Here is a 12,817-nt window from a genome sequence, read left to right as displayed (position 1 = left end):
AGGTTTTTTTGTATAAAAGTGTCCTAATCATTTCTGCAACACCAACTTTTGATTCCAGGTTTCAACGCAGCGGATTGATGCACTTCATTAACATAAATGAATTTATCCTTTTATGACGAAGTCGTGATGCTGAAATCCACACCAAACTGAATTAGTCCCAACTTCCGGGCAACAGTTTGCGAAGCTATATTATCCCACGATGTACTATAGATTGGAATCCGCCCGCTCTCTTTAACATGATACTGCCAGCAATTTACAGCCTCTGCTGCATAACCCTGTCCTCTGAAATTAGGCGCCGTATTGAGACTTGCCTCAGCACCCTGTTGGGATACACGGGCTGAACAACATACAGCGACAGCCGAATTCTCAATAACATAAGCGGCAACGGGCATTTTTTCATGCAGACGCTCTATTAAATCAGGAAAATGCTCTTCCAGCAAAAAAGTACGATGACTCTCTATAAGCTGAACATTTGGATGCCATCCGCCGCACTTCTCGGGAAATGCATAGGCCGGGCCCATCCATACACTCTTCACTGGCTTAAAAGTCTCCACTCTCCGAATCAGCTTCGTAATATCGAGCGGAAGCTCAGTGTCACAGCCTAACTCCTCAATCAGAGTGAACGGCAACTGCTCATGATAATAGGAGCATTGCCCAACAGAGGTTATCCCAACAAATAAGGCTGGAGCCTGCCCACCATCCGGTTCATTAATATTTAACAGACGCTTCTGATTATCCATCGTATACAATGTATCTGCTTGAATTTTCATCATATCCATGGGTGAAAGGTTTGAAATGGGATTCATAATTACGGAATGAACCTCTGCAATAATGGTTGGCCTATACTTCTTTTTCCAGCGTCATGCTGCTTCAGAAAATCAGTTATTAATCCTGATATCGTATATTTGCACATGGTCTATACCCCCTCATTAATTTCCATTATACGGTATATTCCGTGCAGATACGAATCCAATGTGCACAATTGCGAATACGAAATATACGAGAGGATTTTAAAGTCTAGACAATGATCCAATATAGTTTATTTAAAACTGCAGCACGGCTTTTTTCCATGCAACACCTAATTCAGCAACTGTCGCATAGCGATTCGCTCGCTCAGGGTCTACCGCACGAATAACCACCTGGTACAACGCTTCTCCCGCATCCCATCTGGCATATGAACGATCCAACTCTCCACCCAGCAGTGAGAAAGCCATCGCTCCCATGTTGAACACATTCGTGACTCCATCCATTGGCGCACCCAACTCTAATTCCTCAGGAGACATAAACCGGGATGATCCCCACATCCGTCCCATCGTATTCGTGAAAGAGTCCTTTCGATACAAATCAATATCGCATATTTTCATCGTTTGCTTGTCAAAATCATAGATCAGACTGCCATCGTAAAAATCAACGGCCACATACCCTCTCCGCTGCACTTCGATATGAAAATCCAAAATCTGCTCCATCGCGTGAATACGCGTCTTTACCGGAAGCTGTCTGAATCGATAATAGGGGGAACGAGGGTCATCATACTTGGCTGGTGGTGGAAAATCCCAATGGGAATGTAGACATTCTCCTTCCACCCAATCGAATACACAGGCGTACCCATGTTCCGTTGCAAAATGGTCTTTTAAATGAATCAATGTGTCATGTGCCAAATCTTCGTATATTGAAACAGATGATTTCAAATAATTAATCGCTTCGGCTGGCGCCCCTATACTACTCGCATGTATCGTGCGTGCTCCAGCATATTTCACGAATTTCCGCTCTCCGTCCCGACCCAGAACACCAAAGGACAAATTACCGGAATCCTGCTGATCAAACACACGAAATACGGTACCCAGGCGCGCGATCCACTCGAATGAATGAGGTTCTTTTAACTCAAAAGAAATGCCGTCAAGTTCAAGCTGAACCGTGTCCGTCATATGTCATCACCCGCTTCAACATGCTCATCGCTCACATTCAAACGCTCAGCATAAAAGTACGTCATATGCGCTTCATCGTAGGCTTTTCCCTGAACGACCAGCGCATTACGCTCAATGCCATAGGTTTCAAACCCATACCGCTCATACAATCGTCGGGCTGACTCGTTCGTTGTAACTACACTAAGATTGATTTGCTCTATGCCTTCCAGTTGCCTGCCTCGATCCAGCACTTCGCGGAGCAATCGGGAAGCAAGTCCACATCCACGATAAGACGGTGAGACATAGACTCCCCAGATGTATCCTTTGTGCCTCAGCTTAAGTCCCTGTTCTCTTTTGAATCCCATCGTTCCTGCGAGGATACCTTCTTCTGTATATGCACCCAGGATGTAATCATCGGGTTCGGTATGTATGCGTTCCTGCACTTCACTCATGGGAAGCTGAATCGACATTTCAAATGAAGCCCCGAAGGCTTCCGGATGATTTTTCAGCGCTTCCAGCCGCAAAGGCCAATATTTCTCTGCCTCATCTCTGCGTATATTGCGAAGGATGAACACGTTCTCCTTCTGACCTTCATTCATGCTTCAACCACTCCCTGCATGTCATAAGGATAATCGATCTGGAGCTTTACATTATCTGCGGCTTCCTGGCCTGCAAGCAAACCTACAACATAGACCCCAAGATCAATGGACGTCGCTACCCCGCCGGCTGTAATCACATTTCCGTCTTTCACAATCCGGGTTTGAATTACCTCGGCAACATATGGCTCAAGCAGTTCATACACATTGGGATGCGTTGTTGCTTTTTTACCTGTTAAAAACCCAGCCGCACCCATCAGCAGAGAGCCTGTGCACACGGATACCTTTAGTGGAACATTCTCGGCCTGTCTCAGCCAGCCCACAAAAGCCTCATCGAATCGAAGCTTACGTGTTCCCATACCACCAGGCACAAAAACGAGATCATATTCCGCCAAATCAGGCTTCACCCGGTCCACCTTCAACGTTAGGCCTGATTCGTCCGTAACCTGATCTGTCATCGCACATGTTTCCCACGCCGTGCCTTTGGTTTGTTCAAAGAAATTCAACCGATTGATCACATCATAAAATCCTGCAAAATCAAGGAAAGTCAAACCATCAAACAAAACAAAAGCGATTTTCATATAAAAGCCCTCCATTATTTTTTATTTCGTGATTGAGTTTCGTAGCTGATTCTATTTCAATCCATGCGCAATAATCCACTCCAGCCATTTCCATGGAAGCAGCAATTTGCCGATGATAAGCAAACGTGATCCTTTACCCAGCGCATAACGAAGCCTTGGTGCACGCATCCGTGCAATGCGAGCAATCAGATCGGCCACTTCCTGCGGATCAGGCGCAGTCTCTCCAGCATGCTGGGAATAACGAAGAACCGCGTCCAGCTTATCTTTATAGGGAGATTGATCGCTTCTGTGAATTTCACCCAAGCCTTTACTCCATATGGGTGTGCGATAAGCACCTGGCTCTACCAGCACAACCCGGACGCCTAACGAAGACATCTCATGACGCAAACTTTCCGTGAAACCTTCCACGGCGAATTTGGATGCAGCATACGGCGCATAACCTGGAAAACCGGACAATCCACTGACGCTAGACAAGTTGATGATTAATCCCTGCTTTTGCTCACGCATGACAGGCAGGACCGCACGTGTAACGGCAATCAAGCCGAACAGATTCGTTTCCATTTGCCGACGCCAATCATCCATGGATACTTCCTCAATAAATCCGCCAAGTGCAAATCCTGCATTGTTCACCAGCATATCGATCCGCCCATTGTTTTGAAGTACCGTCTGAACAGCCTCCTGCACCGAATCAGCATCCGTCACATCCAGCCGAATATACTGTAACCGATCCGAGATACCCGCCTGCTCTGCCAACCTTGCCAATTCCACATTCCGACTCAAATCTCGCATCGTTGCCACAACACGATATCCTTGTTTAGCCAGCGTAACCGCCGTAAGCATACCGAACCCACTCGATGTCCCCGTAATTAACGCAATAGGAGCGTTTGAGTCGAACTCTTTCGATTTCTCCACGGTTGAACCTGTTTCGCCCTGTATATGATCGTCCTCTGTCTGTATCTTCTGTTCTGTCATCTGCTTCACCTCTTCCCTTGGTGGATTTAGTGGATTTAGTGGATTTATCTTCGTTACCCTTGGAAATGCCCACCGTGTTGAGCCGATCGAAATGCTGCATCATGATCGTTTTGTCAATTAGCGGAAAGCTTCTCCAGTTGGATGCATCAACATCACCCCACCACTCCCGGTAAAAAGGCGACTTTTTACGAACTCGCTCCACTTGCCGAATGATCTGGCGTTCCTGCCAGCGTTCAAGCTGCGCTCGTGTTTTCCATTTTCTCAATCCCCGTGCAAGTGCATAATGGTAGACAATACGCAGTGTATTGCTCATATGTCCTCACCCTTTGAACCCCAAGCATCCAGAGCCTCGCGGAAATAACTGGGCACAATCCGAATCGCTGGAAACTGCTGATGCAACTGAACGAGTCTGTCAAAATTTCTTCGATACGCCTGACGATCCGACATAATGATTCCAGCGAGTGCGTGAGGTCTGCGTTGTTCCTGAAAAGCACGACTCGACCGCACTGCGTCCGCGCACAGAAAATAGTCATGTGACTCCGTACTGAGCAAAATTCCCATCATGCCTTCCGCATGACCCGATACCTCAACACCCAGCAGACTGCCATCACCGAAAATATCGTATACCTCGGGAAAAGGGAACTCCTCACCCGCTCTCACCCATCGCTCCGGCTGCTTCGTAACAGGCAATAATCGGGCATCAAAGTCCTCTGGCAGCAGCCCGGACAGAAACCCTGCCTTTACAGGGCAAGCGGCGATCCAATTCCTCGTCGGTGACTTCCTGTTCAGGCAAATACTTGCCTGTTCCAACAATTCTTACTCTTCTAAGCTGCATATGACCTACCTCTTTCTCTTCTTCTGACTGATCGATATAAGTTCAACTAATGAATATTTACACTAAAACTCCGATGACAGAACAACCTTCTGATCTCTGTTATGCTAGACGTGATGATGAAGTGCTTTAGAAAATACAGCAGAAGGGCAGATATCTCTGCCCCTCCCGTTGTGTTATCTTTTTTTATTCAGTCAAGTTGATTGATTTCTTTACTTCAAAATCTCGGCTAGTGCAAGATCGAGCGTATCATATCTGAATGTAAATCCTTCTCTTTCCAGCCTCTCGGGGATCACCCAACGGCTTTTGAGAACCAGTTCTGTTTCAGTCCGGATGAATCGCGCTCCCAGTTCCAGCATCCAGCGAGGTGAAGGAAGTCCAATCCGGACTCCCATCTGCCGCCTCAGACTCTCCATAAGCTGGCGGTTCGTGACAGGATGCGGAGAGGAAGCATTAATTACACCCTCCAGTTGCGGATGCTGCTGAACATAGATCACCATCCGGAACAAATCTTCTATATGAATCCAGCTAAACTGCTGGGTTCCAGGTCCTTGTGATCCACCCAGCCCAAAGCGGACCAGATTGGTCAGTGGCTCCATGACGCCACCTTCTCCCAGCACAATGGCAATCCGTAATGCAATCTGACGTGTAGACGGCAGACTGAATTCAAAAAAAGCCTTTTCCCACGCCGTGGCGACATCAACTGAGAATCCGGAGCCAATCTCGCCCTCTTTTTCCGTCATGGGACGATCTTCTGCATGTCTGTATATTGTGGCCGTGCTCGAATTAATCCATAGTTCAGGAGGGTTGCTACAGGCCAGAATAGACTCGCCCAAAATGCGGGTTGTTCGAGTTCTGGATTCCAGAATGATTTTACGGTTCTCGTCCGTGTAACGGCAGTTTACGGATTTTCCGGCCAGGTTAATCAGCAATTCTGCACATTCAAGTGCCTGTATGATTCCAGCCTGGTTCTCCCAGGCAATATGACCGGGCTGACGTGAGATAATGAGCACCTCATAACCAAGCTCCTTGAATCTTTGGGCAAAATCCTGACCAACAAACCCTGTTCCACCCGCCAACACAACCTTTTTCACGGTATCCCCTCATTTCCCCATACTGGGTAAAGCAAGTACGCTTATATGGACTAACACCGTCTGCGACCGTTTTGTTTGATTTTAATTTGCGCCCAATGCTGCGTATAAGCGATTGCGTTCTTCGATCGCCCATGCGTTCGCTGAGTTTTGCTCCAACTGATACATAAGCTCATCATGGAAATCATGAATCATGAACCCTTCAGGCAAATTCCCCAGCATGGCTGTAAAATTGTATTCAGGCAGTTTTCTTTGTCCTTTACCGATCTGCTGCAACCATTCCATCCATTCGGCAAGCGTCAGCACTTCTTCCTGCCATAGTTCGGCCTGTAACCCAAGTGCATCCTGAAGCTGCTCATAAGCAGATGGCTCGGAGAAGGGACGACATGCTTGCACAGCCAGTTCATACAACTCGATTACTGCGCGCCGTACCTCATGCTCATGCTCAAGCTCGATCTCCAACCCTTCCATGAAGTCCTGAACTTGAATTGTCAGCCCGTCATCGTATAGTAATGGTGCATGTGCCAACAGACGTACAATCTCTTCCATGTCATGCGCTGAAACTTTCTTTTGCTCATAGAGAGCAGGTAACATATATGCTGTAATGATCATTCACTCCTACATCGTTCTTCTATTAATGACGTATATTATATCATGATTTGGCGGGTTATCCTTGAATCACTTTAACGATGACAAAAAGGCAACCTTACTCTTTCAGGAGAGCATAGGTTGCCTTTCGTGTTCCTATTGGAGAAGCAAACAGCAACTAGATAAACGCTTTAACCGCTGCAAAATACTCACGGATCATATTGATTGGTTTCAGATAACCCGGTGAAGGAGCCGAGATGCCGTATTCAGCAGCGTAACCGTTCTTGGCGGCCAAATACTTGGATCTGAACATATGGTAATCACTTGTGATAATCATGATTTTGGGATGTTCCAGACCGGATGCATCAATGATTTTTTTGGAAAAAGCCATATTCTCCTGGGTGCTCGTCGATCGATCTTCCATAATGACTTGTGTAGGGCTGATGCCCTGATCAACAAGGTAGTTTTTCATGGCGAGTGCTTCTGGAATCGATTCCCCCGGCCCCTGCCCGCCGGATACAATCACTGGCGTCTGAGGATGACTGCGAATATAGTCCAGACTGGCATCCAGCCTTTGTTTCAAAGTCAATGACAATTCTGTTCCCTTGATGCCCGACCCGAGAATAATGACATAGTCTGCTTCTTCCGGATCATTCGCGCTAAGCTGAGTAAACACAAGTGCTTCGATAATAACAAATGAAACTGCAGCAATCCCGAACCCGGTAAGCAGAATGCGTTTCAGCAGGATATGCTTTTGATAATCAATCCGCCTTAACACGATAAAAGCTACAGTGATCATGCCAAAAAACTTCACCGCGAAGTTCCAGCCCCAGAAAACAAGGAAGAACACAAAACATGCAATGAAAATAAGATCTAGGATCAGGCCTTTTTCTCGTATAAACTTTTTCATAAATCCAGTAACACTCCTTCTCGGGCCTTCACTTCCGTCATATGCCCTTGATTCAGGATTTTATGATCGTAAGCTTGGGCCACTGTTGTTGCCAGCATTTCTTCTCTACACGCTGATTATAATAGTCTGCACCCGAGAAAAACGGACTTTGGCGTACGATTAACGCATACAGATCCTCCAGCCCATGCGGAGCACAGATACCCACCAGATTCTGTTCATCCAACTGTACACCTATGGCTGTGACGATTTCTGGCCAATATCGAAGAGCATCTTCTGTGGATTGATAGGGCTCATTTCCATTGCGCCGATGCATTCTCGCCTGATTTTTCACCGACCACTTGGAATTGCCTGTCTGCTCGCGAAGCCGTTGTTCCAGCAGCAGATCCCGCTCCTCACGCTTGTCTTCCCTATCGTAGTAAACCACATCAATATCGCTGTGCAGTTCGCGAAGAGGATAGCCATGAAGCACATCCCAGATGTAATTGCGAATATACCCCGCACCTATGTAACACTGAGGCAGATCCAGACTGCGAACCCGCCGCAGGTCGTGCATTAATTGTTCATGCTCCGTAATCGCCTGAATCAACTTTTCCTCATGCAGCATATAACGTCTCTCCCCGTCACTCTGTCCATTTCATTGTAGAGCTATCATTGCTCACTTTTACATTACCGACACACTGCTCCTTCCAATATATCATGTTTGAGTACCTGCGATAAAATAAACAAATCCCCTCAGGCAGTCATCCTAGGCTCATCTGAACAGATGTTCCTTAAGATTATTTACCCTGAGGGGATGAATTGAAGAGATCGAATAAAGGATTAGGCCGATGCCTTTCCCGTATACGTGATCTGCATTTTCTGCATTTTACGTGTGATTATCCATAAGTGTCAGTTGTCCGTTCTTCTCCTGCATACGGAAAATAGCGGGTCGTTCATTCGGATGATTGTTCGGAGCGTGAATGGTGAGACACAGTTGTCCTTCAAACGTGCGGAACAGCATCCCATGTCCTCCATTATTGGCGAACAATGGCTTGTCATCCTGCTTCCATGGACCTTGCGGTTTGCCGGACACTGAGCGGGCCAGCCCCAGTGTATAACCGTCTTGACCGGATGTGGACCACATCATGACGAGTTCATCATTTTGCATGCGATATAGAAACGGACCATCCGTGACATAACGGTTTTGCTGTTCTCCACCTCCAACAGACCATGGCGCTTCGGAAGCTTTGAATAACAGATCAGGTTTGCCTATCGTTCCTTTCAGATCCGGTTTCAGACGTACCGCGTACATCTCACCATCCTCCACCTGCACCCATTCCTTGCAAAAGATCATCCACGGATCACCCTGATCGTCCACATACAATGTACCGTCCAGGCATTCCCAATCGGGAGGCGTAAGGGAGCGACACCACAATTCAAAAGGTCCTTCCGGCTGATCAGCAACCAATACACCTGTTACCCGCGGAATGCCTTCCGCCTTGAAGCTGGCAAACATATAAAAGCGACCTTCCCATTCATAGACTTCCGGGGCCCAATAGTGGTGATCGGACCAGAAGGCCGCAGGTGCACGGAAGCATGGGGAAGGACCGCTCCAATGGATCAGGTCTTCGCTCTCATAGACATCAAACCCGATGGCTGGGCCATTCCACACATTTTGCCCGATAGAGCCGTATAAATAATATTTCTTGCGCGATAGTATAGCCAGTATGTAGGGATCACGAAAATGAATATCTTCCAAGCGGTGCACGTTCAACGGTTCATCCTCCTCATGAAAGCGGTTCATTAACCATGAGTATACACCATATCCCCAAATACTGGAATTCCATTAACCCCACATACCAATCAGCAATATGCCGCCAAAAATAACGATGGAACAGAGAATCCGCTTCTTCCCCTGCTGTTCTTTCAGTAACAAAATACCGAGGAAGGCCGCGAATACTGTCCCTACTTCCCGAAGTGGGCCCAGTCTAGCCATTGGCGCCTGCTGCAATGCGAACAGAAATAACAAGTATGAGCCCGGATTCAGCAGCGCTCCCAGCATAATGGTTGATCGGTTCTTCTTCCACTCCTGACGCAGTTGGCGGGAAGCGAGCAGCGCCGGAGTCAATCCGGCAACAAAGCCAATGTTCGTCACTTCAAGTAACGACAGGGGTGAAATATGCTCTAAATTCAATTTGTCCACGAACACATAACTGGTTGTACATAACCCGACACATAAGGCCATCAGAACCGGCTTTGATCCTGTTACCCTTGATCCAGATTTGCCGTCTCTGCTTCCCACACCACTGAGCACCGTAAATCCTACAATCATGCAGGCAATACCAAGCCAGCCGAACATGGATAACGTTTCCCCCAGAAAAGCAACACCGATCAATGGCACCAACAAGGTGCTCGTTCCCCGCATAATCGGATAAATCTGCGACAAATCGCCCAATTCATACGTCTGCGATAGTAGCCAGGAATACAAGGCTTGCAGCGCCATTGATAACACGAGTAGTGCATAGGCTGGCATGGTTAAAGGTTCCCGTACCAATTCCACGATAAGCACAGGCAGCAATATTACGGTTGGAATCATCATGATGGACCATAAAAACACGCTTTTGTTTAAACTGCGTTTGGTGAACATACTCCAGACAGCGTGAGCCATCCCGGAAGCGAGCACCAGAACTATAGGTAAAATCATAATCAAAACGTTCCTCTCTAATCCCTTGCTCTTCTATATTCTCTAATGTGCGGAAGTGCTCTCAGGTTGATGTTCTGGCTGTTCCTTCACGACCGATCCGTCTTCCAGACGAATCCAAGTATCAAAGCTGCGTTGTCCCGCCTGCAATTGAATAACCCGTCCTCCGCGCAGCATACCTTCCCTTCCATATGTACTGTGCCCGCTCGAACGCCCGTAGCAGAGACGAATGCCGTGGTAAGTCCCCTGAAAATCATTCACATGATCATGTCCGCAAAAGGTCCCCATCACATCGCCCATCTCCAGCAGTGCAGAGAACAGACCCGAGTTCACTTGGGCAGAGCAGACAGGTTCGTATTTGCTGCCGTAACAGATCTGTGTGTCCCACATGGACTGATATTCAGGAATCGGGATATGGAAAAACGCCAGGGCTGGGAGCTTATCCCCGCGGCTGCGGCCGGGATTGACGCGTGTGGATTCAGACATCAGCCACTGGATCTGATTGGGCTGAATCCAGCCATAACCGGGAATCGACTCGAACTGGGAATAGTTCCCTGAATCGAGCAAATACAACACTGCCGCCGGACGGCCATCCGCTCCGTCAATCTCCAGTGTGTAATTGCCTAGTCCCGCAATCTCACGCGGCCCAGGTTCCGTCACGGTATGCGCATGCTCCTGAACCACATCCATTAATCCATTGGGGGTAATCCGATTCTCTGTATCATGATTGCCATACACAAAAGCCCACGGAATACCACGCTCTTCCACCACCGACACAGCATCACGGAATGCCTGCTCCGGGTGTTCACATTCCTTATTGCCAGGATCAACCGGTCCCGTGTAGATGACATCACCTGTAAAGACAACCAGATCGGGTTGTTCCGCTTCAATGACCGTTTTCATTAATTGCCGGGTCCGAAAATCTTCAGGCCGCCCGTCCTTCCAGTGTAGATCTGTAAACTGCACGATTTTGAATGTTCCATTTTCTTTAAAAGCAAGCTGACGTTTCACCCTTTTTCCTCCCTGATGATCCATGTACTATGGATTAAAATTTAAATGTTGTTTGTTGTGGTTTCTCGTTGTTTTATATGATCTTATCGTCACATCATATTACTGTCAATACATATTAAGAACAGAATTTATTCCTCATTAGCATTCAAAATTGACAAGGTCTTCTCTCCAACTTAAACTATTAAAACAACAACAATCCACACCATCTCACAAATCTAAAATATATAGAACTTAGATCGAAACTTCAGGAGGTACAACCCATGTCTTTAACGTATGAAGAACGCAGACACACCATTCTTATACAGCTTGCGACCCAGGGCAAGGTTCAGGTACAGGTTCTGGCGGATCTGTTTCAGGTATCCACGGAAACGATTCGGCGGGATCTGGATCGACTTGAAAAGGAAGGCGAATTGCGCAAAGTATACGGAGGCGCTGTACGTGTACGCTCAGGCATGATTGAAGCCCCTTTTCAAAAGCGTGCGCAGCTTCAACTGAACGAAAAGCAGGCCATTGGCGTGGCAGCCGCCTCTCTGATTGAAGATGGAGAGACCGTAATGCTGGACAATGGTACAACTACGCTGGAGATTATGCGGCAGTTGCGACATCGGTCTCAAGTGACTGTCATTACCAACTCCGTTCCCATTCTTACCTGTGCACTGGAGGAATTTTCAGGCAAAATCATTTTCGCCGGAGGAGAAGTCACTCCAGTCGTACAAGCCTCTACTGGACCCATTGCTCATGAATTGCTGAGTCAATTCAAAGTCAACAAGGCTTTCATCTCAGCAGGCGGCGTTTCGTTAACAGATGGGATCACAGATTATGTGCTGGAAGAGGCCCTCATCTCCCGCAAAATGATGGAGCGTGCGGAGGAAGCCATTTTGGTAGCTGATCATACCAAGTTTGGACGTTCAACCTTCGCCCAGATTGCATCTATAAATCAAATATCCATGGTGATCACAGATTCTGGATGTCCCACAGAATGGGTAAAGGCTCTTCACCAAATGGAAATCGAAATGGTTCACAGCATTTGACAATGTGAGCCATTTTCTATATTTTAGAAGTATAATGATCGTTCTATCTTATTCTGAAAGGAGCGTATTACTCCTTATGAGCAGCAAAAAGGAAATGCTGTTGAACGTGGCTGAGGAATTGTTCTACATGCACGGCTTTCATTCTATCGGCTTGAAGCGAATCATCAAGGATGCCGGAATTGCCATCATGACGTTATATAATCACTTCGACTCCAAGGATGATCTCATTGTAGAAGTACTTCGGCGGCGTGAACAGCGCTATCTGGAGCAGCTGCGGCAGTATGCCGACAACAAAGCGCAGCCCGTATTCCTCAATCTGGCGGAAGGACATGCAGGCTGGTTGATGGAGCATGAGTCGAGAGGATGTTTGTTTTTGCGTGCCAAGGAGGAATTTGGCGGAGATACAGACAACGTCATTGTACAAACTGTTAATGCGCATAAGAAACATGTGATAACCTTGATCAAAAATCTTGATCCTGCCGCAAGCGACCGTGCAGTGCTGCAATTTAACCTGCTGCTGGAGGGTTCCACCGCACTCGCTGAGACAGAAAATGTAAATAACGTATGTCGGGAACTCATTCACATGACGCAGAATAGTTTCAAATAGTCCCACACCGGGTG

The 12,817-nt window shown here is 47.2% G+C and carries 16 protein-coding genes; 2 read left to right on the top strand and 14 right to left on the bottom strand.

Going from position 1 to position 12,817, the window contains the following annotated elements; all coding sequences use genetic code 11:
* Positions 1 to 110: 110 nt before the first annotated feature.
* The 14 genes from ACDJ58_RS07285 to ACDJ58_RS07220 all read right to left on the bottom strand — a co-directional run bounded on the left by ACDJ58_RS07285 (position 111) and on the right by ACDJ58_RS07220 (position 11,165).
* Positions 111 to 806, bottom strand: a complete 696-nt coding sequence (locus ACDJ58_RS07285; protein WP_413376754.1) for a GNAT family N-acetyltransferase — start codon at positions 804 to 806, stop codon at positions 111 to 113.
* A 237-nt stretch (positions 807 to 1,043) separates the two neighbouring features.
* Positions 1,044 to 1,925 carry a serine/threonine protein kinase gene (locus ACDJ58_RS07280; protein WP_413376752.1) on the bottom strand — a complete coding sequence of 294 codons (882 nt, stop codon included), beginning with the start codon at positions 1,923 to 1,925 and terminating at the stop codon, positions 1,044 to 1,046.
* Positions 1,922 to 2,503, bottom strand: a complete 582-nt coding sequence (locus ACDJ58_RS07275) for an N-acetyltransferase family protein (protein WP_413376750.1) — start codon at positions 2,501 to 2,503, stop codon at positions 1,922 to 1,924. Before ACDJ58_RS07275 ends, ACDJ58_RS07280 begins: the two co-directional genes overlap by 4 nt.
* Positions 2,500 to 3,081 carry a DJ-1/PfpI family protein gene (locus tag ACDJ58_RS07270; RefSeq protein WP_413376748.1) on the bottom strand — a complete coding sequence of 194 codons (582 nt, stop codon included), beginning with the start codon at positions 3,079 to 3,081 and terminating at the stop codon, positions 2,500 to 2,502. The genes ACDJ58_RS07275 and ACDJ58_RS07270 overlap by 4 nt, the downstream gene beginning before the upstream one ends.
* Positions 3,082 to 3,132: 51 nt before the next feature.
* On the bottom strand, positions 3,133 to 3,921 hold the full coding sequence (locus ACDJ58_RS07265; RefSeq protein WP_413376746.1) for an SDR family oxidoreductase: 789 nt from the start codon (positions 3,919 to 3,921) through the stop codon (positions 3,133 to 3,135).
* The gene (locus ACDJ58_RS07260) at positions 3,896 to 4,366 is read right to left on the bottom strand and encodes a hypothetical protein (protein ID WP_413376744.1); all 471 of its coding nucleotides are present in this window, start codon (positions 4,364 to 4,366) and stop codon (positions 3,896 to 3,898) included. The genes ACDJ58_RS07265 and ACDJ58_RS07260 overlap by 26 nt, the downstream gene beginning before the upstream one ends.
* Complete coding sequence (locus ACDJ58_RS07255) at positions 4,363 to 4,863, bottom strand: hypothetical protein (RefSeq protein WP_413376742.1); 501 nt, start codon at positions 4,861 to 4,863, stop codon at positions 4,363 to 4,365. Before ACDJ58_RS07255 ends, ACDJ58_RS07260 begins: the two co-directional genes overlap by 4 nt.
* A gap of 234 nt (positions 4,864 to 5,097) precedes the next feature.
* A complete protein-coding gene (locus tag ACDJ58_RS07250; RefSeq protein WP_413376740.1) occupies positions 5,098 to 5,979 on the bottom strand; it encodes a TIGR01777 family oxidoreductase in 882 nt (293 codons plus the stop codon).
* Positions 5,980 to 6,060: 81 nt separating this feature from the next.
* The gene (locus tag ACDJ58_RS07245; protein WP_413376738.1) at positions 6,061 to 6,588 is read right to left on the bottom strand and encodes a hypothetical protein; all 528 of its coding nucleotides are present in this window, start codon (positions 6,586 to 6,588) and stop codon (positions 6,061 to 6,063) included.
* Between the two features lie 154 nt (positions 6,589 to 6,742).
* The gene (locus ACDJ58_RS07240; protein WP_413376736.1) at positions 6,743 to 7,474 is read right to left on the bottom strand and encodes a YdcF family protein; all 732 of its coding nucleotides are present in this window, start codon (positions 7,472 to 7,474) and stop codon (positions 6,743 to 6,745) included.
* 52 nt (positions 7,475 to 7,526) lie between these two features.
* Positions 7,527 to 8,078, bottom strand: coding sequence for a nucleotidyltransferase family protein (locus tag ACDJ58_RS07235; protein ID WP_413376734.1), 552 nt, complete (start codon positions 8,076 to 8,078; stop codon positions 7,527 to 7,529).
* 261 nt (positions 8,079 to 8,339) lie between these two features.
* Positions 8,340 to 9,221 (bottom strand): glycoside hydrolase family 43 protein, encoded by an 882-nt coding sequence (locus tag ACDJ58_RS07230; protein ID WP_413379535.1) that lies wholly within the window; start codon positions 9,219 to 9,221, stop codon positions 8,340 to 8,342.
* A gap of 78 nt (positions 9,222 to 9,299) precedes the next feature.
* Positions 9,300 to 10,157 carry a GRP family sugar transporter gene (locus ACDJ58_RS07225; protein ID WP_413376732.1) on the bottom strand — a complete coding sequence of 286 codons (858 nt, stop codon included), beginning with the start codon at positions 10,155 to 10,157 and terminating at the stop codon, positions 9,300 to 9,302.
* 42 nt (positions 10,158 to 10,199) lie between these two features.
* Positions 10,200 to 11,165, bottom strand: coding sequence for a metallophosphoesterase family protein (locus ACDJ58_RS07220; RefSeq protein WP_413376730.1), 966 nt, complete (start codon positions 11,163 to 11,165; stop codon positions 10,200 to 10,202).
* Between the two features lie 260 nt (positions 11,166 to 11,425).
* Here ACDJ58_RS07220 and ACDJ58_RS07215 point away from each other — a divergent pair, with 260 nt between their 5' ends.
* Positions 11,426 to 12,196 (top strand): DeoR/GlpR family DNA-binding transcription regulator, encoded by a 771-nt coding sequence (locus tag ACDJ58_RS07215; RefSeq protein ID WP_413376728.1) that lies wholly within the window; start codon positions 11,426 to 11,428, stop codon positions 12,194 to 12,196.
* A gap of 76 nt (positions 12,197 to 12,272) precedes the next feature.
* Positions 12,273 to 12,803 carry a TetR/AcrR family transcriptional regulator gene (locus ACDJ58_RS07210; protein WP_413376726.1) on the top strand — a complete coding sequence of 177 codons (531 nt, stop codon included), beginning with the start codon at positions 12,273 to 12,275 and terminating at the stop codon, positions 12,801 to 12,803.
* Positions 12,804 to 12,817 lie beyond the last annotated feature (14 nt).

Source organism: Paenibacillus taichungensis (assembly GCF_047302525.1).
GTDB lineage: Bacteria > Bacillota > Bacilli > Paenibacillales > Paenibacillaceae > Paenibacillus > Paenibacillus taichungensis_B.
The sequence above is the reverse complement of the archived record's forward strand: the minus strand, read 5'-3'. Positions and strand labels throughout refer to the sequence as shown.